Source organism: Amycolatopsis sp. NPDC003731 (assembly GCF_053586895.1).
This window is the reverse complement of record NZ_JBSFNC010000051.1, coordinates 26,676-50,092: the sequence shown is the minus strand read 5'-3', so window position 1 is coordinate 50,092 and position 23,417 is coordinate 26,676. Positions and strand designations below refer to the sequence as shown.

The following is a 23,417-nucleotide window of genomic DNA, read 5'->3' as shown; positions in this document are numbered from 1 at the left end:
TCAGCGGACCCCACGCGGCCGGAACTGGATGCTGATCCGCGGCCCGGCCGCCCGGGTCGTCTTCGGGACCGCGTGTTCCCACGTGCGCTGGCACGAGCCGCCCATGACGATCAGGTCGCCGTGGCCGAGGGCGTACCGGCGGAGGTCGCCGCCGCCGCGCGGGCGCAGGGCGAGCCGGCGGGCGGTGCCCACCGAGAGGATCGCGACCATGGTGTCCTCGGTGCTGCCGCGGCCGATCGTGTCGCCGTGCCACGCGACGCTGTCCCGGCCGTCGCGGTAGTAGCAGAGCCCGGCCGTGCGGAACGGCTCGCCGAGTTCGCCGGCGTAGTGCTCGCTCAGCGCGGCGCGGGCTTCGGCCAGCACGGGGTGGGGGAGCGGCTCCGACTCGCCGTAGAAGCACAGCAGCCGGGGGACGTCGACGACCCGGTCGTACATCTTCCGCCGCTCCGCCTGCCACGGGACGCCGGTGACGAGGCCGGCGAACACCTCGTCGGCGCCGGCGAGCCAGCCCGGCTGCACGTCGACCCACGCGCCGGAGCCGAGTTCGGTCCGGCGGGGCGCCAGGGCGTGCAGCGTGACAGGGCCGGACTCGCCGAACAGCGATGCCTGCAGAGCCGGAGTGGTCATGGGTCCGACCCTACACGATGTTCGAACAGATGTTCTACGTGAAACATCGTGAGGGCCGGCCGCGGTCAGTGCGTGACGTCGTAGACCAGCTTCTGGACCCCGTTGCCGTAGGCCTCGCTCTCGACGAGCTTCAGGCTCTGCTTGTCCTTGTCGGTCTCGCTGAACAGCCGCTTGCCGGCACCGAGGAGGACCGGGAACACCAGCAGGTGGTAGCGGTCGATCAGGCCCGCGTCGGCCAGGCCGCGGTTCAGGGTGGCGCTGCCGTTGACGATGATCGGGCCGCCCTCGGTCTCCTTCAGGGCCGCGACCTCGTCCAGGGAACGCAGGATCGTCGTCTCGCCCCAGTTGTCCACCAGGTCCGCCTCGGTGAGGGTGGTCGACACGACGTACTTCGGCATCGCGTTGTAGCCGGCGAACTCCACGGTCATGCCCGGCCAGACCGGCGCGAACGCCTCGTAGCTGACCCGGCCCATCATCAGCGCGGTGGCCTCTTCCTGCTCGCTGCCCTTGATGGCGTAGGCGGCCGGGTCGAACTCGATGTCCTTGAACGTCCAGCCCGCGTTGCGGTAGCCCGGCTCCCCGCCGGGGGCCTCGACGACGCCGTCGAGCGAAACGAACGAGGTGGAGATCAGGGTGCGCATGCGGTGCTCCTCGGGAGGTGGTCGATCCTGCTTCTGCAAGTCTGTCGAACGGGGCGAGCCGGATTCGACACCGCGTCCGGAGAAAACTTCCGACACACCGCGCGGCCGGAAAGTGGGTCTTGCCCGCCGTCCCGCGGGCTCGTACAGTCACTGGCACGCCGGATAAAGGTCTGGACCTTTCGCCGAGCCACCGCCGCCTCGAGTGACACAGGAGGTTGACGGTGCGCAGACTTCACGGTGCGGGCGTGCTCGCGGCGGCGGCGCTGGGGCTCACCCTGCTCACGCCGGTGGCGGACGCCCAGGTCGGGACCGGTCCGTGGACCGCGGACTCGCCGGGCTACTCCGAACAGGAACGCGGGTGCGGGCAGATCTCCGGGCTGACGTTCCAGCTCACCTGCTCGACCGGCAGCGGCGACCAGCGCGCGGAACGCCGCTACACCACCTACACCGGCGGCACCCACCAGTTCGAGGGCTCCTTCAAGATCACCAGCATGTCCGGCTCCCGGATCAGCCTCAAGCAGACCTTCCGGGACGGCTCGAACGCCGGGCCGTACTTCATGCTGGCCGTCGAGAAGGGCGGCCGGATGTACGCGGTGGAGGGCGGGGCGACGCTGGGCAGCGGCGCGACCGTCGGCACGTCGGTGCGGGTCAACACGATCAACCAGGTCGGCAGCTCGCACAAGGTGTACCTCAACGGCTCGCTGAAGCAGACGATCGCGAGCCCGGGCGGCAGCTACTACGACAAGTTCGGCAGCTACCGCACGGCGAGCGGTGCCGGGCCGATCACGGTGCAGTGGAGCGGCGTCAAGTTCTGGCGCAAGTGACGGCCGCGGCGGCGTCCCCGGTCACGCCGGGGGCGCCGCCCAGGCTTCGGGGTCGTCCCAGGCGGACAGCCGCCGCCGGCTGGTGAACCGGCGGTGCGCGCCGGTCAGCGGGTCGTCGAAGTCGAGGACCCTGGCCAGCAGCTGCAGCGGTTTCGTGAAGTCGCCCAGGGGTTTCTCGCGCAGCACCGGGTAGAAGTCGTCGCCGAGGATCGGGACGCCGAGGCCGCTCAGGTGCACGCGCAGCTGGTGCGTCCGGCCGGTCGACGGGACCAGCCGGTACCGGCCCCGGCCGGAGCGGTGTTCGAGCAGCTCGACGTAGGTCTCGGCGTTCGGCTCGCCCGGCACCTCCTGCGCGGCCAGCACCCCGCGGTCCTTGACGATCCGGCTGCGGACGGTCCGGGGGAGGGCCAGGGCCGGGTCGTAGGGCGCGATCGCCTCGTACTCCTTGTGCACCCGGCGGTCGCGGAACAGCGTCTGGTACCTGCCGCGCAGCTCCGGCGTGATCACGAACATCACCAGCCCCGCGGTGACGCGGTCCAGCCGGTGCGCGGGGGACAGGTGCGGCAGGTCGAGGTCGCGGCGCAGCCGCACCAGCGCCGTCTCCAGGATGTGCTGGCCGCGCGGGATCGTCGCCAGGAAGTGCGGCTTGTCGACGACCAGCAGGTGCTCGTCGCGGTGCACGACGTCGATCGCGAAGGGCACCGGCACCTCGTCGGGGAGGTCCCGGTGGAACCAGATGAACGAGCCCGGCGCGTACGGCGTGTCGATGCCGAGCGGCCCGTCGGTGCCGTGGATGCGCTCTTCGCGCAGCATCTGCTCGATGCGGTCGGGCGCGACGCGCGGCAGCCGGTCGACGAGGTGCGCCAGCAGGGTCGGCCACTCGCCGTCGGGCAGTTTCAGCCGGGCGGGGTCCAGCCCGTGGCGGGGCGGGATCGGCGGGCGGAGCTTGCGTCTCATCGCCCCCGACTGTAGCTAACCCTCGGACGGCGTCCGGTAGCGCGCGAGGTAGCGGGCGGTCGCCTCGGCGTTCTTCGCCTCGGCGGCCTCGGCGCGGATGCGGCGCCCGGTGTTGTGCGGGAAGCCCTGCCGGCCGAGCCGGTGCTCGACGCTCTCCTCCATGTACGCGCACGAATAGAAGTACGCGACCAGGGCGGCCATCAGGACCAGCGAGAGCCGCAGCCAGATCGACCCGGGCAGCAGCAGCCACACGGCGCACAGCGGCGCGATGCCGATCGACCGCTGGAGCACGAACCGGGCCCGCCAGTGCTTCGACGTCGCGTCGTGCAACGCCCAGTTGTTGTAGCGCTCGGGGAGCCGCACGCCCACGGCGTAGCCGAACCAGCGGAGCACACTCGGTCGTTCCATGAGTCTGATAGTACACTAATGCTTAGTGCACTAATCAATAGCGCGATCGACGACACAGGAGGATCGGGGCCATGATCGACCTGGGTGAGGACCCCCTGAAGCTGGACCGGCAGGTGTGCTTCGCGCTGTCGGTGGCTTCGCGCAGCGTGATCGCGATCTACCGGCCGCTGCTCGAGCCGTACGGCCTGACCCATCCGCAGTACCTGGTGATGCTCGCGCTGTGGGAACGCTCGCCGCGCTCGGTGAAGGAACTCGGTGCGGCGCTGCGCCACGAACCCGCGACGCTGTCACCGCTGCTCAAGCGGCTGGAGGCGCTCGGGTACGTCACGCGCACCCGGAATCGTTCGGACGAGCGGCAGCTGACGGTCGAACTGACCGGGACGGGCCGGGCGCTGCGGGCGGAGGCGGAGAAGATCCCGTACAAGGTGGTCGAGACGCTCGGGATGGACGTCGCCGAGCTGGAAGCCCTGCACGCCGCGCTGACCCGCGTCATCGACGCGACCGCCTGAGGAATTCCCGGCCGCTCGGCGCGTTGCTCCCGGAGAGCCTTCCGGGAGGAATCTTGCTGAAGATCAGGCTGGGTGTCGCCCCCGCGGCCGGGACCGGGCCGGCGGAGTTCGCCGGACTGGCGGCCCGGCTGGAGGACGCGGGCGTCGATTCGCTGTGGCTGTCGGAGCTGGTCTACTCGCCCGAGGTCGACCCGATGATCGGCATGGCGCACGCGCTGGCGCGGACGTCGAAGCTGAAGGTCGGTACCGGTGTTGCGATCCTGCCGGGCCGGCACCCGGTGCTGGTCGCCAAGCAGCTGCTCACGCTGGCCGGGCTCGCGCCCAAGCGGGTGCTGCCGGTGTTCGGCCTCCGGCCGGCCCGCGCGGCCGAAGCCGGTCTGTTCCCGGTGCCGCCGGGCCGCCGTGCCGCGGTGTTCGACGAGTCGCTCGTCCTCCTGCGCCGGCTGCTGGAGGAGGACGAGGTTTCCTTCGACGGCGAGTTCTTCCAGGTCGACGGCGTCCGCCTCGGCCCGAAACCGGCGAAGCGCCTCGACGTCTGGCTGGGCGGATCGGCCCCGGCCGCGCTGCGCCGCACGGGCCGCCTCGCGGACGGCTGGCTCGGCAGTTTCCACCCGCCCGCCCAGGCCCGCGACGCCCGGCTCGCGATCCAGCGGGCGGCGGCGGAGGCCGGACGCGAGATCGAAGAGGACCACTTCGGGCTCAGCCTGGCCGTCGCGGACCGGGGGATCCCGGACGAACTCGCGGCGGTGGCGGCCCGCCGCAGCCCCGGCGTCCCGCTGACGGACCTGGTGGCAACGAGCTGGCCGGAGGCCCGCCGGCTGGTGGAGCAGCACATCGAGGCCGGGCTGTCGAAGTTCGTGATCCGGCCCGCGCACGCCGATTTCGACGGGTTCCTGGAGAAGTTCCAGGCGGAGCTGGTGCCGCTGCAGAACTAGGGGCGGCCGGCCCGGTCCTCGGTGACCAGTGCTCAGAACTCCAGCTGCTCGGTCTTCCGCGGCATCAGCACCAGCGCCCCCACCGACAGCACGGCCACGGCCAGCAGGCCCAGGAACACGTAGTGCGTCGCATCGGCGAGGGCCCCGCGCACGAAGACGGCCGCCGGCGAATCGTCCGCGTGCCCGCCCAGCACCAGGCTCGTCGCGTCCACCGAAGGCGGCAGCGGTCCCACTCCCGGCGGCGGCGAAGCGAACCGCGAAGCCAGCGTCGCGTTCGCGATCGCCCCGAACACCGCCGCCCCGACCGCACTGCCCAGGGAGCGGCTGAACAGGTTCGTCGCCGTCACCACGCCGCGGCGGTCCCAGCCCACCACCGACTGGATCGCCACCAACGTCGGGCTCGCCGCCAGCCCCAGCCCGATCCCGAGGACGAACGCCGCGAAAGCCGCCGCCCACAGCGAAGAACCCGCGCCCAGCAGGGCCACCAGGACACCGCCGGCGATGATGAACACGCTGCCGATCAACGCCGTGTCGCGGAAGCCGATGCGCAGGTAGATCTTGCCGGCCAGGGACGCCGAAATCGGCCAGCCCACCGTCAGCGCCGCCACCGCGAAGCCCGCCACCAGCGCCCCCGCGCCGAGCACTCCTTGGGCGTACGTCGGCAGGTACGACGTCAGTCCCATCAGGACCGCGCCCACCACCACCGCCACCAGGTTGCCGCCGACCAGGACCCGCCGCGTGAACACCCACAGCGGCAGCACCGGCTCCGCCGCGCGCTTCTCCACCAGCACGAACGCCACCAGCAGGACCACGCCCGCGACGAAGATCGCCACACTCGGCACCGAACCCCACGCCCACGCGACGCCGCCCTCGAGCAGGCCGAGGATGATCAGGGAACAGCCGATGGTGAGCAGACCCGCGCCCAGGTAGTCGACCTTGTGCGGCTTGCGCTCCACGCGCTCGGCGAAGCCGCGGAACAGCATCAGCGCCGCGATCGCGCCCAGGGGCAGGTTGATGAAGAAGATCCAGCGCCAGTCCAGGTACTCGGCGAACAGGCCGCCGAGCGTCGGGCCGACCACCGAAGCCGCGCCCCAGACGCTGGCCACGTAGCCCTGCACCCGGGCGCGTTCCTCCACCGTGTACAGGTCGCCGATGATCGTCATCGACATCGGCTGGATCGCGCCGGCGCCGATGCCCTGGACCGCGCGGGCGGCGATCAGCACCGGCATGCTCCAGGCGGCACCGCACAGCACCGAGCCGACCAGGAACGCCGCAATGCCGAAGAACATCACCGGACGGCGGCCGAGGACGTCGGCGAACTTGCCGTAGAGCGGCACCGTCACGGCCTGGGTGAGCAGGTAGATCGAGAACAGCCACGGGAACTGCGCGAACCCGCCGAGGTCGCGGACCACCGACGGGACGGCGGTCGCGATGATCGTGCTGTCCAGCGCGACCAGCGCCGTGCTGAGCATGACCGCGATCAGGACCGGGCCGCGTTCGGACCGGAAGCCGACTCCCGTGGTGGCGGCGGACGTCGTCATCGGCGGGGTGCTCCTCGGAACGGTCATGACCGGAGTCAACTGCTTTGCAGTCCTAAGCATTCCATCCCGGCGGTAGCGGCCCCAGCGGATTTCCGGACGCTCGTGGCGGAAGATGGTCGGGATGAGCGACTGGATCCGGCCGATCGGGCGGGGCTGGGTGGTCCGCGACGCGGTCCCCGGCCCCGACGTCGACGAGTTCGCCGAGCCCGAGCGGGTGATCGCCGCGCTGGCCGCGCCCGGCGCCGCGGACAGCCTGCTGGCCGTGCAGCACCCGGCCCGCACGCCCGCCGCCCTGGCGCGCGGTCTCGACCTGACGGCCGCCGTCCCGGTCGCCCGCGCCGTGCTCGAACGGCTGAAGAAGCGGTTCTACCGGCCGGTGCGGGACATCGTCGCGCCCTACCGGGTCGAAGGACCGGACGGCGTGGCGCTCGGCCTGCTCTGCCTGGTCGACCCGGCGGCGGTGACCGACGACGGCGCCGCGCGCGTCCGCCACACCGAGGACGTCTACCCCGACGTCGTCGCCGAACGGGCCGCGGTGCTCGCCGGCCTGGGCTGCGCGACGAGCGCGGCGCTGCTCGTCCCGGCCGCCGGCGGCCCGGAGCTGACCGAGCAGGTCGAACAGGCCTGCGCCGGCCTCGGCCTGCCCGATCTGTCCACTTCGGACGCGGCCGGGCGGCGGCACGACCTCTGGGTGGTGCCGGAAGGACCGCTGCAGAGCCGCCTGCTGGCCGCGGTGGCCGGCACGGACCTGCTGGTCGCGGACGGCAACCACCGCGTGGCCGCCGCGGCGGCGGCCGGCCACGGCGCGCTGCTCGCCCTGGTCACCGCCGGACCGGCGCTGCGGATCGGCGCGATCCACCGCGTCCTCACCGGCACCGGCCTCGGCCCGGAGGACCTGGTGTCGCGCTGGTGCGCGGCCGGCCTGGACGTCCGCTACGACGAACACGCCGTGCCGGTCCCCGGCGAGGTGGTCGTGCGCGCCGGCGGGGCCGTGCTGCGAGTGCCGCTCCCGGCCCCGGACGGCCCCTGGCCGGTGATCGACCACGAGCTCGTCGAACGGGTCCTGTTCGCCCGCGCGCTCGGCATCGACCCGGACGGGCCGTGCGTCCGCCCGCTCCCGGCGGGCCGCCCGCTGCCCCCGGACGCGGACGCGGTGGTGCTGCTGGCCCCGGTGGCCTACGCCGACGTCCTCGCCGTGCACGCCGCCGGCCGCCGGATGCCGCGGAAGGCCACCTACTTCACGCCGAAGCCGCGCAGCGGGCTCGTGCTGGCGGAGCTCTAGCGGGCGTCCCACCAGTTCAGGACCCGGGTGGCGAACAGCGTCAGCCACTTCGACGGCTGCCCGGCCGGGACGTCCACGTCGAACCACACCCGGCCGGCGTCGGTCCGCTCCTGCCGCCACGTCCCGTCCGGCTGCCGGGCTGCGCGGATCAGGGCGATCGCCTCGGCCAGCCGGTCGTCCCTGCGGCCGGCGTCGCGGAAGTAGGAAGCTGCGTTGAGCACGTCGTAGCGCCAGCGGAACGGGTAGCCGAACTCCGTCACCCACGGGCCGATCGGCTCACCCGTGGAAAGCCGCCGGAACAGCCCGCGTTCCAGCAGGTATTCCTCGCCCGAACGGCGCGCCGCCCGGGAATCCGCGGTGCCGCCGGTCGCCACCTCGTAGGCGAGCAGGCCCTTGAGCGCGTTGAGCGTCGAGTGGACCGACGAGCGCGTCGAGCCCTCGACCCACGCGCAGTTCCAGCCGCCGTCGGGGAGCCGGTGCTCGACGAACCACCTCGCGATGCCTTCGACGTCCGCACCGAGCCACACTCCGTTGGCCAGCGTCCAGGCGTTGATGCAGCAGTCGACTTCGCCGTCCCAGTACGGCAGGTCGTCGTACTCCCAGCGGCAGTTCCGGGCGAGCCGCTCGGCCGTACCGCGCAGGACGGCGCCGTCGAGGCCCCACTCGCGCAGGGCGTTCAACGACCAGGTCGTCGCCGTCCACGGCTGCGGTTCACCGTCGGGGAAGCCAGCCGGGAAGTACGCGCCGCCCGCCCACCGGCCGTCGGCGTCCTGCAGGTCCAGGAGCCGCGCGCCGAACCCTTCGGTGGCGACCCGCGCCCGGGTCGCCTCCCAGACCGCCGGGGGTTCGCCCGCCAGGTCGCGCTCCACCTGCCAGCGCAGGGCCGGGTCGGTGTCGCGCAACCAGGCGAGCGGGTCCACTACGCCCCCGTGACGCCGTCGATGGCCTCGCGCAGGAAGTCCGCGTGGCCGTTGTGCCGGGCGTACTCGTGGATCATGTGCAGCATCACCAGCCGCAGCGAGACGTCCTCGCCCCAGCGCGGCTGGTGGCCGGTGACGTCCAAGGACTCCGCCGCTTCTTCGATCTTGCGCGATTTCTCGACCTCGGCCTGCCACGCCTCGAAGGCTTCGGCGCGCGTCGAGGAACTCGCGTCGTAGGCGGCCTGGAAGTCCCCTTCGGACGACCAGCGCAGCGGGACGTCCTCGGCGTTGATCACCCGCCGGAACCAGGTGCGCTCGACCTCGGCCATGTGCCGGACCAGGCCGAGCAGCGACAGCGTCGACGGCGGGCTCGACGCGCGCCGCAGTTCCTCGTCGGACAGTCCGTCGCACTTCATCGCGAGGGTGGCGCGGTGGAAGTCGAGGAAGGTGCGGAGCATTTCGCGCTCGCCCCCGGTCAGGGGCGGTGCGGGGCGTTCGAAGGTCACGCGGGAGTGTCTATCACGCCTTGAAATGTCATACCCGTGTTTTAAGCTCGCGCGGTGGACTTGCCCGTTATGCCGCCGGTGCGGCCGATGCTCGCGAAAGCGGTGCACGAGGTGCCCCGTGCCCCGGGGCTGCTCTACGAGCCCAAGTGGGACGGTTTCCGGTGCGTCGTGTTCCGGGACGGCGACGAGATCGAGCTCGGCTCCCGCAACGACCGCCCGCTGACCCGCTACTTCCCGGAGCTGGTGGAGCTGCTGGCCGCCGCGCTGCCGCCCCGCTGCGTCGTCGACGGCGAGATCGTGGTGGTCACGCCGGCCGGGCTCGACTTCGAGACGTTGATGCTGCGGCTGCACCCGGCGGCTTCGCGCGTGCGCAAACTCGCCGAGGAGACGCCGGCCAGCTTCATCGCCTTCGACCTGCTGGCCCTCGGCGACACCGACTTCACCGGGCAGCCCTTCCGCGAGCGGCGCAAACAGCTCGAAAGCATCTTGGGCAACGCCGCCGAAGGGCTGCAACGCGTCCACCTGACCCCGCTGAGCGAGGACCCGGCGCAGGCCGAAGACTGGTTCACCCGGTTCGAGGGCGCGGGCTTCGACGGCGTCGTGGCCAAGCCCGGCGACCTGCCGTACGAGCAGGACAAGCGCGTCATGCTGAAGGTCAAGCACGAGCGCACGGCCGACTGCGTCGTCACCGGGTTCCGCTGGCACAAGGACGGCGTCGGCGTCGGCTCGCTGCTGCTCGGGCTGTTCGACGACGAGGGCGTCCTGCACCACATCGGGGTGGCCACCAGTTTCACCAAGGCCCGGCGGGCCGAGCTGGTCGAGGAACTGGCGCCGCTGCGGGAAAACGCGCTCGAAAACCACCCGTGGCGCACCTGGGCCGAGTACGAACCGCAGCCCGGCCGCCAGCCGGGCGCGAACAGCCGGTGGGCGCCGCAGAAGGACCTCTCGTGGGAGCCGCTGCGGCCGGAATGGGTGGCCGAAGTGCGGTACGAGCACCTGCAGGGCGGCCGGTTCCGGCACGGCGGGCGGCTGGTCCGGTTCCGGCCCGACCGCACGCCGGAGTCCTGCACGTACGCCCAGCTCGACGAGGCGCCGCCCGCCGAGCTCGCGAAGCTGTTCGGGGAGGCGCGATGAGCGGGGCGGTCCTGGTGGACGCCGACGGCGTCGAGGTCAAGATCAGCAGCCCGGACAGGGTCTACTTCCCGGAGCGCGGCGAGACGAAGCTCGACCTCGTCGAGTACTACCGGGCGGTGTCCGGGCCGCTGCTGGCCCGGCTCGGCGGGCGCCCGCTGCTGCTGGAGCGCTACCCGGACGGCGCCGGCGGCAAGAACTGGTTCCAGAAACGCGTCCCGAAGGGCGCGCCGCCGTGGCTGACCACCACCGTCGTCTCGACCCCGAACGGCACGACCAGCGACGCGCTGGTGGCGAAGGACCTGGCCCACATCCTCTGGGCGGTGAACCTCGGCTGCCTCGGCTTCCACGTCTGGCCCTACCTCGCCGACACACCCGAGGTCACCGACGAGCTGCGCGTCGACCTCGACCCGTCGCCCGGCATCGGCTTCGACCAGCTGCGCGAAGCCGCGGCGCTGACCAGGGAGTTCCTGGCCGAGAACGGCATCGAGGGGCACCTGAAGACGTCGGGCTCGCGCGGGTTGCACTTGTACGTGCTGCTCGAGCCGCGCTGGGACAGCTTCCAGGTGCGGGCGGCCGCGGTCGCCCTGGCCCGGGCCCTCGAACGCCGGCACCCGGAGAAGATCACCGCGCAGTGGTGGAAGGAAGAACGCGGCACGCGCGTGTTCGTCGACTTCAACCAGAACGCCCCGCACAAGACGGTGTTCGGCACGTGGTGCGTGCGCCCGCGGGTCGGCGGCCAGGTGTCGACGCCGATCGGCTGGGACGAGCTGGACACCGTCGAGCCGGACACGCTGACGCTGAGCACCGTGCCCGCCCGGCTGGCCGAGCGCGGCGATCCGTGGGCGGGCGCGGGGGAGCGGCCGCAGTCGATCGAGCCGCTGCTGGAGATGTCCGAGCGGGACATGGCGGCCGGGCTGATGGACGCGCCGTGGCCGCCGGTGTACCCGAAGATGCCCAACGAGCCGCCGCGGGTGGCGCCGAGCCGGGCGAAGAAGACGTGATCACGGCGGCCCGAGGCGCGGGTGGAGTTGGCTCCACGCGGTGAGCGCGACCAGCGCGGTCAGCCCGAACACCGCCCCGGACCCGAGGCCCGCGGCCGCCGCGCCGGCCAGCGGTGAGGCCACGGTCTGGCCGACGCCGAGCCCGGCGAACGACCACGTGATGCCCCGGGCCGGCCGGTCGGGGAACAGACGGGCCGCCCAGAGGATGCAGAGCCCGGTCAGCGCCATGTAGGTGCTGCCGAACAGGGCGCCGGAGAGCAGGGCGACGGGCACCCCAGGGTTCGGCAGGGCGAGGAGGGCGAGGCCCGCGGCGGCGAGGGTCCACGTCGCGAGGTTGACCGTCCGCAGGCCCGCGCGCCCGGCCGCCCGTCCCGCCAGGCCGCCGAGCAGCCCGGCCGCGCCGATCGTGGCCCAGCACCAGGTCGCGGCCACCGGGCTCAGCCCGGTTTCGGCGAGCCGGGAGGTGGAGAACGTCCAGTACGGCGCGCTGGTCACGCCGATGAGCGCGGAGTTGGCCACGAGCGGGACGATCCCGCGGACCGGCCCGGAGACGGTGGGCACGCCGGGGGACCGGGGCAACGTCCGCCAGGCGAGCAGCGTCACCGCCACGCCGAGGGCGGCGAACGCCGACCAGATCACCGGCCAGCCGAAGGCCAGCAGGGGAGTGAACGCCGACGCGGCCAGCCCCAGGCCGGTCCCGGTGTTGGCCCAGGTCTGCGCCCGGTCGCGGGTCCGCGTCCCGACCGTCTCGCCGATCAGCTGCGCGACACCCGGCGACACGAGCCCCGCGCCGGCCCCCGCAACGGTGATCCCGGCGCCGAACACCACGACGTGCGGTGCCAGCGCCATGACCGCGAGCCCGGCCGTCGCCGACGTCGCGGCCAGCAGAACGGTCCCGCGTGCCGACCGCGCGGACGTTCTCGGCGCCAGCAGTAGCCCGAGGCCGTATCCCGCGGTGGAGAGGCCACCGAGGACGCCGACGCCGACCGTGGTCAGCCCGAACGTCTCGCTGAACCGCGGCACGAAAGGCCCGTAGGCGTAGCGCGCGAACCCGTAGCAGAGGGCGATCACGACCGCGCCGACCGCGGCCGTGGAGGCCCAGCTGTCCGTCTTCGTCCGCGTCGTCACCTCGTCCACCAAACAGACAGGTCTGTCTGATGTCAAGTAATGATAGGATCACCGCAGGTAAAGAACCAGACCGATCTGTTCGGAGGGATGCCGTGGGCCGGACCCGTCCCGGCGACGCGGGCGCGAAGGTGCTCCAGGCCGCGTCGGCGTTGTTCTACCGCGACGGCATCCACGCCGTGGGCGTCGACACGGTGGCCGCCGAAGCCGGGGTGACGAAGGCGGCCCTCTACGGCAACTTCGGGTCCAAGAGCCGGCTCGTCGTCGCGTACCTGCGCGAGCGCGATCGGCAGTGGCAGGAGGAGATCGACCGGATCACCGCCGCGCACACCGATCCGCGCGAGCGGGTGCTGGCGGTGTTCGACGCCTACGAAGCCTGGCTTTCCCGCGACGGCTACCGCGGCTGTGCCTTCCTGAACGCGGCCTCGGAATTCCCCGACCCCGCCGACCCGGTCCGCGAAGTGGTCCGCCACCACAAGACCGGGTTGCACAGTTACCTGCGGGCGCAGCTCCGGAGCGACGAAGGCGAGCTGGCCGACGAGCTGATGCTCCTGCTGGACGGAGCCACGGTCATGGCAGTGGTCGCCCAGAACTCGCGGCCGTTCGACACCGCGAAGCGGCTCGCGCGGACGTTGATCGCCTAGACCGGCAAGTCGAGGGCGAGCTGTCCGGCGCCGACGCCGGACAGCGTCGCGACGCACGCCGGGCACGGCGCGAGCTCGGACGTGGTCAGGTCGACGGGTTTCCAGCTGCGGGACTCACGCGCCCCGCACGCCGAGCGCCGGTAGCGGAGGTCGCCGGAGCGGGTCATCAGGTGGGCCAGGGGGACGTCCTCGGGCAGCACGCCGACCAGGTACCAGCGTGGTGCGCTCACCGCGGTGGTCGTCATGGCGGTCAGTGTCCGTCGCGGTGGCCGCGGCGGCGGCGCATTTGCCGATCTTCGGCGTGGCGGGGCGCTCAGGCCTGGTCGGGCAGGTACCGCAGGATGTGCAGCAGGCCGCGTTCGTCCACGGTGTCCGGGTCGTCGGCCACGCAGCGGTCCAGGTCGGCGAGCACGGCGTCGGTGTCGATGCCGGCGCCGATCAGCACCAGCTCGGTCCGCCGCGGCTCGCCCGCCGGCCAGGCCGACCGCTCCAGCTGCACGAACCCGCCGACGGTGTGCAGGTGGAAGCGCGCTTGCGCGCCGGTCGGGCCGAAGTCGGCCTGGCCCTTCATCCGGTAGAGCCCGGCCGGGCGCCGCTCGAGGAACTCGACGAAGGCGCGCGGCGCGAGTGGCGTCCCGGCGGTGAAGGTGACCGTCTGGTACTCGGCGTGCAGGTGCCGCGAATGGTCGTGGTCGTCCTCGCGCAGGTCGTCGAACGACAGCTGGCCGGCGCGCTCGCCGCGGGGTTCGGGGTCGAAGAACAGCCGCGGGTCGACCCGGCCGTGCTCGGTGACCAGCAGCGGGCGGCCCGGGGCCAGCTCTTCGACGGTCGCGGCGAGCTTCGCGAGTGCCTCGGCGGGCACCCGGTCGGCCTTGTTCAGGACCACGAGGTCGGCGAGCCGCAAGTGGTCGGCGAGCTCGGGGTGGCGTTCGCGGGCGGCCTCGAACTCGGCGGCGTCGACGACCTCGGCCAGCCCGCCGTAGCGGATGTCCGGGTTCTCGCTGGCGATCATCAGCCGGATGAGGTCGCGGGGCTCGGCGATGCCGCTGGCTTCGACGACGATGACGTCGATGCCGGCTTCGGCGCCGGACAGCTTCGCGAGCATCGCGTCCAGCCCGCTCGCGTCGACCGCGCAGCACAGGCAGCCGTTACCGAGGGAGACCATCGTGTCGACCTGACCGGCGACCGCGAGCGCGTCGACGTTCACCTGGCCGAAGTCGTTGACCACGACGCCGACCCGGGCGCCCTCGCGGTTGGCGAGCAGGTGGTTGAGCAACGTCGTCTTGCCCGCGCCGAGGAACCCGGCGACCAGGACTACGGGGATGCGCCTGGCGGTCACGAAAACTCTCCCTCCGCTGCCGATCACCGCGACTCTAACGCGGGCGCGCGTACCCGGGTGGCCGCCCCTGGTGAAGGCCGTTCGCCGATTGCCCACGAAAAGACGAAGGCCGGCCGCCGATAAAGGATCACGCGGGTTTTGCCGCCCGGGGTGATCGATTGACCGGAAATGCGCTGCGCCATGTCCGAATAACGCTTGGTAGCAGTTATTTTTTCAGCCGGACCTCGTGTGCGCTGGAATTCCGGGATCGCCGGGACGGCGTTCCCGAGTGGCGGAGCCCGTCCCGCGAAACGTGGGGTATCCTCCCCCGCCTGGCCGGAGTTCCCAGGGCAGTGGGGACTTCCGGCCGGCAGTGTCGTCGGCGACCCTCGGAGGAACGGTGAACCTTTTCGTCGGGCTGCAGATCGCGATTTCGGAGAGTGGGGAACCGCGGTGACCGTTACACCCGAGCGGGTGACGGCCTCGTTGCCGCTCTACCCGCAGCGCGTCTCGGAAGAGCAGAGTGTCAATTCCGCGGAAGCGGAGGAATTCCTGGACCGGATGTTCGCCGAAGGCGCCGCGGAACAGGGCGAGCGGTTCGAGGACCGGCTGGCGCAGGTGCGCGCGGAAATCATGGAAACCGGCACGTACCGGCACACGCCCGCCGAGCTGGCGTACGGCGCGCGGGTCGCGTGGCGCAACTCGGCGCGCTGCATCGGCCGGCTGTACTGGCGCAGCCTGCGGATCCGGGACCGCCGCCGGGTCACCGACCCCGCCGCGATCGCCGGCGAGTGCGTCGCCCACCTGCGCCAAGCGACCCGGGGCGGGCGGATCCGGCCGACGGTCACCGTCTTCGCGCCGGACACGCCCGGTGCACCGGGCCCGCGCATCCACAACGAGCAGCTGATCCGCTACGCCGGGTACCGCTTCGAAGACGGCTCGGTCCTCGGCGACCCGCGGTACGCCGAGTTCACCGAGCAGGTGCGAAGACTCGGGTGGCGGCCGCCGGAGCGAAGAGGTTCCTTCGACGTCCTGCCGCTGCTGATCGAGGCCGTGCCCGGCGAACCGCGGCTGTTCACGCTGCCGCCGGACGCCGTCCTGGAGGTCCCGCTGACCCACCCCGACCACCGCTGGTTCGCCGGGCTCGGGCTGCGCTGGCACGCCGTGCCGGCGATCAGCAACATGCCCCTGGAGATCGGCGGCGTGACCTACCCGGCGGCGCCGTTCAACGGCTGGTACCTCGGCACCGAGGTCGGGGCCCGGAACCTCGCCGACGAGCAGCGCTACGACCTGCTGCCGGTCATCGCGGAGCTGATGGGCCTCGACACCGCGTCCGAGCGCACGCTCTGGCGCGACCGCGCGCTGGTGGAGCTGACGCTGGCGGTGCAGCACTCCTTCGACGCGGCCGGCGTCACGATGGCCGACCACCACACCGAATCGCACCGGTTCCTGTCCCACCTGGAACGGGAGGAGCGGGCCGGGCGCCGGTGCCCCGCGGAGTGGAGCTGGATCGTGCCACCGATTTCCGGCGGGCAGACCGCGGTCTTCCACCGCTACTACGACGAACCGGACCCGTCGGAGCGACCCGCGTTCCTGCCGCCGCCGTGAGAACCGCGGAGAGTAGCGTGGAAGCGCCCGTTCGGCGGATCGTGGGCGACCCACGGGGCAGTCCGGTCCGCGAAGGCCGACAATGGACCGCATGACCGCAGTCCTCGTCGCCTACGCCGGGCGTCACGGCGGAACCCGGCAGATCGCCGAGGTCATCGCCGCCGAGCTCGGTGCAGCGGGCCTGACCGTCGACGTGCGCGACGCCGCCGACGTCGCGGGCGTCGAGCACTACGCCGCGGTCGTCGTCGGCAGCGCGCTGTACTACCACCGGTGGCGGCCGGAAGCCGTCCGGCTGCTGGAACGCAACGCCCGGGCGCTCGCCGAGCGTCCGGTGTGGTTGTTCCACAGCGGACCGTGCGGCCCGGGCGCGGCCACGCACCAGGTCAGCCTGCCGGCGAACGTGGCCCTGCTGGCCGCGCGCATCGACGCGGAGCGCACGGCCACCTTCGGCGGCCGGCTGGACCCGGCGACCGTGCACGGGCTGATCCCGAAGCTGCTGGCCTCGGGCCGGCGCGCCGGCGACTTCCGCGACTGGGACCGGATCAAGGCCTGGGCCCGGGACGTCGGCCGCCGGGTCCGCACCCGCGTCTCGCTCTGATCCTCTTGCCCGCCCGGGGTGGTGGGTGCTAGACCGAACCCGAGGTCTTCCGGTGGGAAACCGACGGAACGGGGCGAACGTGACGGATCGGAAAGCGCTTACCGCGGACCAGCGCAACAGTTTCCTCGCCGCACTGCTCGGCTGGAGCATGGACTCGTTCGACTACTTCCTGGTCGTGTTCGTCCTGGCGGACATCGCAAAGGACAAGTCGTTCGGCGCGACGGCCACGCAGCTGGCGTTCATCACGACGGCGACGCTGGTGATGCGCCCGGTCGGCGCGCTCCTGTTCGGCCTGTGGGCCGACCGGGTGGGCCGCCGCATCCCGCTGATGGCCGACGTCGTGCTGTATTCGGTGGCCGGCCTGCTGTGCGCGTTCGCCCCGAACTACGCGGTGCTGCTGGTGCTGCGGTTCGTCTACGGCATCGGCATGGGCGGCGAGTGGGGCCTGGGCGCGGCACTGGCGATGGAGAAGATCCCGGCCGAGCGCCGCGGCTTCTTCTCGGGCCTGCTGCAGGTCGGCTATTCGATCGGCTACCTGCTGGCGGCGCTGGCGTACCTGCTGTTCCATTCCGCGCTGGGGCTGCAGTGGCGCTGGATCTTCGTGCTGAGCATCTTCCCGGCGCTGATCAGCCTGCTGATCCGCGCGCGCGTCCGCGAGTCGGAGGTGTGGGAGACCGCGCGCGAGAAGCTGAAGGTGACGCGGACGTCGGTCAAGGACATCCTGCTGAACCCCAAGGTGATCCGCCGCTTCGGCTACCTGATCCTGCTGATGACGGCGTTCAACTGGATGAGCCACGGAACCCAGGACGTCTACCCGAGCTTCCTGAAGGCCCACGACAACGGCGGCGCGGGCCTGAGCGCGTCGACGAGCACGTGGATAGCCGTGCTGTACAACATCGGAGCCATCATCGGCGGGTGTGCGTTCGGGACGCTGTCGGAGAAACTGGGCCGCCGCCGCACCATCGTGGCGGCGGCGGTGCTGGGCCTCCCGGTGGTCCCGATCTTCGCGGTCGACCACGGCGCGGGGATGCTGGCGCTGGGCTCGTTCCTGATGCAGATCATGGTCCAGGGGGCGTGGGGAGTGATCCCGGCGCACCTGACGGAGATGTCCCCGGACGCCATCCGCGGCTTCTACCCGGGGGTGACGTACCAGCTGGGAAACCTCTTGGCGGCGTTGAACCTGCCGATCCAGCAGGCGATCGCGGAGTCCCACGGGTACCCGTCGGCTCTGGTGTGGACGGTGGTCCCGGGGCTGATCGCGGTGGCCGTGCTGACGGCGATCGGGAAGGAGGCGAAGGGAATCCGGTTCGGCGAGTCCGCGGTGGCCACTGCACCGGCGGGTTCGAAGTGAGCGCAGCTGTCTGAAGGATCGACTCGTCAGCGCAGGAGCAGGCGCACGTACTTGTCCAGGATCACGATCGCGTCACGCCAGGCATCCCTGACATCGTGCGGGACGTGATTGCCCGGCTTGTTGATCGTCATCAAATGCTTGTTCAGCAGGTCCGGCGCGGTCACCCGGTGCATGAAGTTCTCGGCGCAGAACTCCATGAAGTCGCCCGCCTGGTACTTCTGCCTCTCATCGGGCTCTCTGCCCTGACCCAGGTGGAGTCCGAGCAGGTACTGTCCGTCGTTCCGCCGCAGCACCGTCCAGGCGTCGCGGAACGCCTGCTCGTCCTGGTTCAGGGCGTCCGGCTTGGTGGTCATCAGCATCCGCTGGAACGAGGCATGCCCCAGCTCGTGCAGCAACAACCGAAGGAAGATGCCCGGACGCTCCCCTTCGACCCCGGGTTCGAGATGCACGATCCTGTCCGCGTGCGTGTAGAGGCCGCCGATGTTGTTGGCGCTCTTAGACCTGAAAAATATTCTGATGCCGGCCTTGGTCAGATAATCCACGAATGCCGGATTCGTGTCCAGGAATCTGTTGAATTCGCGAAGGTTGGGCACGGAGACCGTCTCGGCATATGATGTTTTGACTTTCGAGTTCAGCTTTTTGGCTTCCTGTTGTTTCTCCAGTAGCTGCAGGGCGATTCTGCTTCTCGGGTTGTCCGGCGAAGGCTTGGGTGGGTTTTTCTCGTACTCGAAAAGGAGGTCGATGATCTTGGGGATCTCCTTGACGGCCAATCCGACGGTTACCCTGTGGATCCGGCGGTCGTCGATCATGGCCTCGATGACCGGCTGCACGAACATGCCGTATACGGCGTCGATCGATTTCTTGATCCGGTCCCGGTCTTCCTGCGGGAGATCCTCGTAGGTCGCCACCGGCTTGCCGTGCCATGCCAGTGTGCGCTGCACCGGGAGGTGTCCGGCCAGGAGCCCTGATACGGCCTGGTTGCCGGCGGTCCGTTGTAGCTGTAGCGCGCGGACGGCCGCGGGAGGAAGCGCCGGACCCGGTCGTTCGCCGCGTGCCGGCGTTTCCCGCGGGTCCCGTGCCGAATGGTCAATCCTGTTTCTCGAATGGCGCACGGTTCCCCCTGGGGTCACGACGTCCGACCCGGCTTATGGTCCTGGCGGCCCGGGTTTCGTGTCAATACACGAACGGGTGACTTTCGAGATTGGGGAATTCACGGCGTCACAAGCGCCGCTTCATAAGCGAAGATCGTCAGCTGCACCCGGTTCGACACATCCAGCTTTGCGAACGCCCGCGTGATGTGCGTCTTCACCGTCGCCTCGCTGAGAAACAGCTCCGCCGCGATCTGAGCGTTCGGTTTGCCCTGCGCCACCGCCGTCACGATCTCGCGCTCCCGCTCGCTCAGGAGCTCCAGCTTGGCCTGGGCCCGCGATCGCCTCGGGTTCGCCCGTGTTGCCACGAACTCGCCGATCAGCTGCTTCGTCATCCTGGGTGACAACATCGCGTCGCCGTTCGCCACCACTCGGACGCCGTCGATGATCTCCTGCGGTGAGCCCTCCTTCAACAAGAACCCGCTCGCTCCCGCCGCCAGCGCCTCGAACACGTACTCGTCCAGGTCGAACGTCGTCAGGATCAGGACCTTCGGCGGCCTCGGCTGGGCCAGGACCGCCGCCGTCGCCGCCAGGCCGTTCATGCGGCGCATGCGGATGTCCATGATCACCACGTCCGGCGCGTGCCGGGCGACCTGCTGGACCGCTTCGTCGCCGTCGCCGGCCTCCGCGACCACCCGCAGATCGGGGGTGCTGCCCAGGATCATGGACAGTCCGGTGCGGACCAGCGGGTCGTCGTCGACGAGCAGTACGCGCACGCTCACCCGCCCATGCTAGGGCGCCGGTGCCACCCACGGCAGCCAGGCCCGCAGGGCGAACGTCCGCTCGTCGAACGGGCCCGCCGACAACGCCCCGCCGAGCAGGGAAATGCGCTCGTTGACGCCGGTCAGCCCGGTGCCCGACCCCGGCGACGGCACCGAGTGCGGTGGCAGCGGGTTGAACACCTCGACCGACAGCCCCGGGCCCGGGCCGCCGCGGACCAGCACCTCCGCCGGCGCGCCCGGTGCGTGGCGCAGGACGTTGGTCAAGGCTTCCTGGAGGATCCGGTACGCCGCCGTGCCGAGCGGGGCCGGGGCCGTCGACGCCTGGTCGAGCAGGATCGTCACGTTGACCGCCAGACCGGCCTGGCGGGCGCCGGCGACCAAGTCGGGGATGTCGGCCAGCGTCGGCTGGGGCGGCTCCGCGGGCCCGCTGGGCGTCCGGTCGGTGAAGCCCGAGCCGCGCAGCACGCCGATCACCTGCCGCAGGTCGTCGAGCGACTGCCGGGCCGTCGTCCGCACCGTCTTGGCCGCCTCCACCGCGTCCGGCGTCGTGGCCGCGGTGACCTCCAACGCGCCCGCCTGCAGCGAAAGCAGGGACAGCCGGTGCCCGAGGACGTCGTGCATCTCGCGGGCGATCCGCGCCTGCTCCTCCCGGCGGGCCACCTGGTCACGCAAGGCCGCCTCTTCGGCGGCGAGGCGCCGCCTCTCGGTGAAGCTGTACCGGACGATCCCCAGCGTGAGCGGGACCGCCGTGTAGACCGCCGCGGTGACGACGACGCCGATCAGCTTGGCGCCGATCGTCTCGGTCGAGATCCAGGCCTCGGCCAGCGACGACTCCACGGGCCGGCTCGCGTCACGCCACACCGCGAGCCCGGTCGCGGCGAACACGAGCGCCGCCGCGCTCCAGCGCCACCAGCCGGTGAAGCGGGTCGTGAGCGCGGCGAGGGCGATCAACGCGGCCAGCGAGTCGGCCACCAGCAGCAACGGCGGCGCCACCGCGATACCCGTCACCACCAGGGGCCAGCGCCACCGCCACACCAGCATGATCGACGCACCGACCCCGAAGAACCAGCCGAGCGCCGCCGCGGCCGTCACGTGCAGAGCGTCGGTGCCGGGCAGGCTGATCTCCAGCGACACGTTCACGATGCCCGTCACCAGGCTCGCGGCGACTGCCAGCACGGTGCACACCACGCCCAGCACGGACCGTCCCATGGGGATCAGCCTACGAGGTGACCACCCCGTCCCCATCAGCCGTTCCGCTCGTCCGCCTCGCGGCCGGTGACGACTTTCGTCGTACGCGGCCGAGGCCTGCGGACGACGCGGGCGGGGCCGCGCCGCTGGTTTTCTTCTCGCCGTCAAGCGCCAGGTGAAAGGAAAACCCCGATGACCGACTACACCCCGCTCCAGCAGCACCCGGCCCCGCAGGCGGCGCCGCCGCGCAACGGCCTGGGCACGGCCGGGTTCGTCCTCGGCCTGATCGGGTTGGTGTTCTCGCCGATCCCGCTCGTCGGCGTGGTCGCGTGGCCGCTGGCCGTGCTCGGCCTGATCCTGGCGGCGGTCGGCGTGGCCAGAGTGCGGTCCGGGAAGGCGACCAACAAGGGTCTCTCGATCGCCGGTGTCGTCGTGTCGCTGCTGGCCCTGGTCGTCAGCATCCTGTGGGCGGTGGTGATCAGCAAGGCGATCAGCGACGTCAACGACCAGGCCACCGCCCACCACACCATCGTCTACGAGGTGAGCGGGGACGCGAAGGTCGCCGACGTCGTCTACAGCACCTTCGACCGGGACACCATCCTGATCAACACCGAGGCCGGTGCCGCGGTGCCGTGGACCAAGACGGTGGAAGCCACCGGGTTCCTCGCCGGGTCCCAGTTCACCGTCACCGCCGGGCCGGACGGTGGCTCGGTCAGCTGCAAGGTGACCGTCGACGGCAAGGAAGCCAAGACGGCGACCGCGGCCGGCGCCGGAGCCATCGCGAGCTGCACCGGCTTCTGAACCGCCCGTGCCGCCCGGACGAGGGGGCCGGGCGGCACGGGGGAGAGGGGGGACCCGGCCAGGGGGCGGGTCCCACCCTCCGCGGTTCAGCTGCAGTGCTCGAACTCGCTGTCGTAGGCCTGGCCGCCGGCCGAGCCGCCCCACTTCACGCACTTGTCCGCCGCCGCGGCCTTGACCGGGCCGGCGAACCAGGAGAACGAACCCGAGTCGGTCTGCCGCGCCGAGCCCTTGACCTCCAGGTAGGCCGAGGTCGCGGTGGCCGTGCCGGCGGAGCCGTTCTTCATCGTGCTGACGCAGTTCTGGCCGTTGGCCGCGTTGTACGACAGGTACACCGTGCCGGCCGCGCCGCCGGTGCCCAGCGGCGCCGAGTCGATGACGCTGTAGCCGCCACCGCACGCCGGGGCGCCGAGCGCGTCATCGGTGACCGTGGCGAAGCGGATCGCGTCGTACGGGTGCTCTGTGGGACCCACTTCGAACAACACCCCGGCCGACGACTGCGAAAGCGGCACCATGTCCGAGTACGCCGCGCCGCCGCCCCACACGAGCAGGCTGCCGGCGTTGCCGGTCCAGTTGGCGCCCTCGTCGAACGACGAGTGCACCCGCAGCTGCTCGCGCTCGCCGCACACGGACGGTGCGGCGAACAGGATCCGGTTGTACTTGCCGCCGGTGTCGGTGGCGCTCATCCGGGCCGTCGAGCCCTCGACCGTCGGCGCGACGAGGTCGGTGGCGAAGCCGAACTTCGAGCTGAACGTCGCGCCGCCGTCCGAGCTGATCGCGAATGCCCGGTTGCGGGTGCCGTCCGCGAGGCACTTGTTGCCGTCGTTCGCCTGGTTGCGCGCGGCGGCGTAGATCCGGCCGTCCCGGAGCTCGGTGACGCTGATCTCCTGCGGGTTGATCGCACTCGTCGCCGGCTTGTCGGTGGCGCCGAGGTGCCACGTGCTGCCCTGGTCGTCGCTGTAGACCAGCGCGCCGATGTTCGAGTAGCTCATCCCGGCGACGAGCCGGCCCTTGTGCGCGCCGCGCGTCAGCACGATCCCGTGGGACGGCCCGGTGGCCAGCCAGCCCGGCGCGGCCGAGAAGCCGAGCTCGGTGGTCAGCGTCTTCGGCGCGCCCCACGTCTTCCCGTTGTCCTCGCTGATGGACACGCGCGGGATCCGGCCGCAGTCCGGGTTGGTGTAGCACTGCATGGTCGACAGCAGCACGATCCGATTGCTGCCGGGGATGACGATCGGCGCGGGGTTGCCCTTCGTGTCGCCGAACGCGGTGATGACGGTGTTCAGCGCGCCCCACGTCTTGCCGCCGTCGGTGGAACGCTTCATCACGAGATCGATCTTGCCCAGGTCGGCGCAGGCGTGGGCGCCGCTGTTGCGGCCTTCGGCGAAGGCGAGCAGGTCGCCGTTGTTCGCCTTGACGATGGTGGGGATGCGGTAACAGTCGTGGCCCTCGGTGTTCTTGTTGAACACCAACGTGCTGGCCACATCGGCCTGGGCGGTGGCGGCACCGACGGCCGCCGGGACGGCCAGGGCGGCACACCCCAGCAGCCCGGCGAGCAGCCCTTGAGCGAGTCGGGTGATCTTCACGGTTCGAGCTCCCTACGGATTCGTTCTTCGTCTCGCCCAGCAGCGTCGA

At 71.4% G+C, this 23,417-nt stretch carries 25 protein-coding genes; 11 read left to right on the top strand and 14 right to left on the bottom strand.

From position 1 onward, the window contains the following. Together ACWDN5_RS22420 and ACWDN5_RS22415 are read right to left on the bottom strand one after the other, a co-directional pair. Positions 1-627, bottom strand: a complete 627-nt coding sequence (locus tag ACWDN5_RS22420; protein WP_449677643.1) for an alpha-ketoglutarate-dependent dioxygenase AlkB — start codon at positions 625-627, stop codon at positions 1-3. A 65-nt stretch (positions 628-692) separates the two neighbouring features. Next, complete coding sequence (locus ACWDN5_RS22415; RefSeq protein WP_449677642.1) at positions 693-1,268, bottom strand: dihydrofolate reductase family protein; 576 nt, start codon at positions 1,266-1,268, stop codon at positions 693-695. Positions 1,269-1,513: 245 nt separating this feature from the next. On the opposite strand from ACWDN5_RS22415, the gene ACWDN5_RS22410 reads away from it, so the two are divergent. Further along, positions 1,514-2,092 (top strand): hypothetical protein, encoded by a 579-nt coding sequence (locus tag ACWDN5_RS22410; protein WP_449677651.1) that lies wholly within the window; start codon positions 1,514-1,516, stop codon positions 2,090-2,092. 21 nt (positions 2,093-2,113) lie between these two features. Here ACWDN5_RS22410 and ACWDN5_RS22405 read toward each other — a convergent pair whose 3' ends face one another. Together ACWDN5_RS22405 and ACWDN5_RS22400 are read right to left on the bottom strand one after the other, a co-directional pair. After that, entirely contained in the window at positions 2,114-3,049 is a 936-nt protein-coding gene (locus ACWDN5_RS22405) for an RluA family pseudouridine synthase (protein WP_449677641.1), read from the bottom strand. Positions 3,050-3,064: 15 nt separating this feature from the next. Then, on the bottom strand, positions 3,065-3,442 hold the full coding sequence (locus tag ACWDN5_RS22400) for a DUF5313 domain-containing protein (protein WP_449677650.1): 378 nt from the start codon (positions 3,440-3,442) through the stop codon (positions 3,065-3,067). A gap of 86 nt (positions 3,443-3,528) precedes the next feature. On the opposite strand from ACWDN5_RS22400, the gene ACWDN5_RS22395 reads away from it, so the two are divergent. Together ACWDN5_RS22395 and ACWDN5_RS22390 are read left to right on the top strand one after the other, a co-directional pair. Continuing rightward, positions 3,529-3,966, top strand: a complete 438-nt coding sequence (locus ACWDN5_RS22395) for a MarR family winged helix-turn-helix transcriptional regulator (protein ID WP_449677640.1) — start codon at positions 3,529-3,531, stop codon at positions 3,964-3,966. Positions 3,967-4,019: 53 nt separating this feature from the next. After that, a complete protein-coding gene (locus ACWDN5_RS22390; RefSeq protein WP_310975532.1) occupies positions 4,020-4,901 on the top strand; it encodes a TIGR03854 family LLM class F420-dependent oxidoreductase in 882 nt (293 codons plus the stop codon). A gap of 32 nt (positions 4,902-4,933) precedes the next feature. Here the strand turns inward: ACWDN5_RS22390 and ACWDN5_RS22385 are convergent, their stop codons facing one another. Further along, entirely contained in the window at positions 4,934-6,442 is a 1,509-nt protein-coding gene (locus ACWDN5_RS22385) for an MDR family MFS transporter (protein ID WP_449677649.1), read from the bottom strand. 121 nt (positions 6,443-6,563) lie between these two features. Between ACWDN5_RS22385 and ACWDN5_RS22380 the strand changes: the two genes are divergently transcribed. Further along, positions 6,564-7,724 (top strand): DUF1015 family protein, encoded by a 1,161-nt coding sequence (locus ACWDN5_RS22380; protein WP_310975534.1) that lies wholly within the window; start codon positions 6,564-6,566, stop codon positions 7,722-7,724. Here the strand turns inward: ACWDN5_RS22380 and ACWDN5_RS22375 are convergent. Then, on the bottom strand, positions 7,721-8,644 hold the full coding sequence (locus ACWDN5_RS22375; RefSeq protein WP_449677639.1) for a squalene cyclase: 924 nt from the start codon (positions 8,642-8,644) through the stop codon (positions 7,721-7,723). The two genes, ACWDN5_RS22380 and ACWDN5_RS22375, sit on opposite strands and share 4 nt — an antisense overlap. Then, positions 8,644-9,150, bottom strand: coding sequence for a DinB family protein (locus tag ACWDN5_RS22370; protein WP_310975537.1), 507 nt, complete (start codon positions 9,148-9,150; stop codon positions 8,644-8,646). The genes ACWDN5_RS22375 and ACWDN5_RS22370 overlap by 1 nt, the downstream gene beginning before the upstream one ends. A 54-nt stretch (positions 9,151-9,204) precedes the next feature. Here ACWDN5_RS22370 and ACWDN5_RS22365 point away from each other — a divergent pair, with 54 nt between their 5' ends. Together ACWDN5_RS22365 and ligD are read left to right on the top strand one after the other, a co-directional pair. Continuing rightward, entirely contained in the window at positions 9,205-10,284 is a 1,080-nt protein-coding gene (locus ACWDN5_RS22365) for an ATP-dependent DNA ligase (protein ID WP_310975538.1), read from the top strand. Continuing rightward, on the top strand, positions 10,281-11,285 hold the full coding sequence (ligD, locus tag ACWDN5_RS22360; RefSeq protein ID WP_310975539.1) for a non-homologous end-joining DNA ligase: 1,005 nt from the start codon (positions 10,281-10,283) through the stop codon (positions 11,283-11,285). Before ACWDN5_RS22365 ends, ligD begins: the two co-directional genes overlap by 4 nt. On the opposite strand, the gene ACWDN5_RS22355 is transcribed toward ligD, so the two are convergent. Then, the gene (locus ACWDN5_RS22355) at positions 11,286-12,413 is read right to left on the bottom strand and encodes an MFS transporter (protein WP_449677638.1); all 1,128 of its coding nucleotides are present in this window, start codon (positions 12,411-12,413) and stop codon (positions 11,286-11,288) included. Between the two features lie 92 nt (positions 12,414-12,505). On the opposite strand from ACWDN5_RS22355, the gene ACWDN5_RS22350 reads away from it, so the two are divergent. Further along, positions 12,506-13,054, top strand: a complete 549-nt coding sequence (locus ACWDN5_RS22350) for a TetR/AcrR family transcriptional regulator (protein WP_449677637.1) — start codon at positions 12,506-12,508, stop codon at positions 13,052-13,054. Here the strand turns inward: ACWDN5_RS22350 and ACWDN5_RS22345 are convergent. After that, positions 13,051-13,299: a hypothetical protein gene (locus ACWDN5_RS22345; protein WP_310975542.1), complete on the bottom strand. Its 249-nt coding sequence runs from the start codon at positions 13,297-13,299 to the stop codon at positions 13,051-13,053. The two genes, ACWDN5_RS22350 and ACWDN5_RS22345, sit on opposite strands and share 4 nt — an antisense overlap. Before the next feature lie 68 nt (positions 13,300-13,367). Beyond that, on the bottom strand, positions 13,368-14,393 hold the full coding sequence (locus ACWDN5_RS22340; RefSeq protein ID WP_449677636.1) for a CobW family GTP-binding protein: 1,026 nt from the start codon (positions 14,391-14,393) through the stop codon (positions 13,368-13,370). 453 nt (positions 14,394-14,846) lie between these two features. Between ACWDN5_RS22340 and ACWDN5_RS22335 the strand changes: the two genes are divergently transcribed. The 3 genes from ACWDN5_RS22335 to ACWDN5_RS22325 all read left to right on the top strand — a co-directional run bounded on the left by ACWDN5_RS22335 (position 14,847) and on the right by ACWDN5_RS22325 (position 17,929). Further along, complete coding sequence (locus tag ACWDN5_RS22335; protein ID WP_449677648.1) at positions 14,847-15,980, top strand: nitric oxide synthase oxygenase; 1,134 nt, start codon at positions 14,847-14,849, stop codon at positions 15,978-15,980. Positions 15,981-16,071: 91 nt separating this feature from the next. After that, on the top strand, positions 16,072-16,578 hold the full coding sequence (locus ACWDN5_RS22330; RefSeq protein WP_310975544.1) for a flavodoxin domain-containing protein: 507 nt from the start codon (positions 16,072-16,074) through the stop codon (positions 16,576-16,578). Between the two features lie 79 nt (positions 16,579-16,657). Then, a complete protein-coding gene (locus ACWDN5_RS22325; RefSeq protein WP_449677635.1) occupies positions 16,658-17,929 on the top strand; it encodes an MFS transporter in 1,272 nt (423 codons plus the stop codon). 26 nt (positions 17,930-17,955) lie between these two features. Here the strand turns inward: ACWDN5_RS22325 and ACWDN5_RS22320 are convergent, their stop codons facing one another. The 3 genes from ACWDN5_RS22320 to ACWDN5_RS22310 all read right to left on the bottom strand — a co-directional run bounded on the left by ACWDN5_RS22320 (position 17,956) and on the right by ACWDN5_RS22310 (position 21,008). Further along, a complete protein-coding gene (locus tag ACWDN5_RS22320; protein WP_449677634.1) occupies positions 17,956-18,870 on the bottom strand; it encodes a hypothetical protein in 915 nt (304 codons plus the stop codon). Between the two features lie 269 nt (positions 18,871-19,139). Further along, on the bottom strand, positions 19,140-19,799 hold the full coding sequence (locus tag ACWDN5_RS22315; protein ID WP_449677633.1) for a response regulator transcription factor: 660 nt from the start codon (positions 19,797-19,799) through the stop codon (positions 19,140-19,142). Positions 19,800-19,808: 9 nt separating this feature from the next. Continuing rightward, a complete protein-coding gene (locus ACWDN5_RS22310) occupies positions 19,809-21,008 on the bottom strand; it encodes a sensor histidine kinase (RefSeq protein ID WP_449677632.1) in 1,200 nt (399 codons plus the stop codon). 171 nt (positions 21,009-21,179) lie between these two features. Here ACWDN5_RS22310 and ACWDN5_RS22305 point away from each other — a divergent pair, with 171 nt between their 5' ends. Next, positions 21,180-21,788: an MmpS family transport accessory protein gene (locus ACWDN5_RS22305; protein ID WP_449677631.1), complete on the top strand. Its 609-nt coding sequence runs from the start codon at positions 21,180-21,182 to the stop codon at positions 21,786-21,788. A gap of 86 nt (positions 21,789-21,874) precedes the next feature. On the opposite strand, the gene ACWDN5_RS22300 is transcribed toward ACWDN5_RS22305, so the two are convergent. Continuing rightward, positions 21,875-23,368, bottom strand: a complete 1,494-nt coding sequence (locus ACWDN5_RS22300; protein ID WP_310975555.1) for a sialidase family protein — start codon at positions 23,366-23,368, stop codon at positions 21,875-21,877. Positions 23,369-23,417 lie beyond the last annotated feature (49 nt).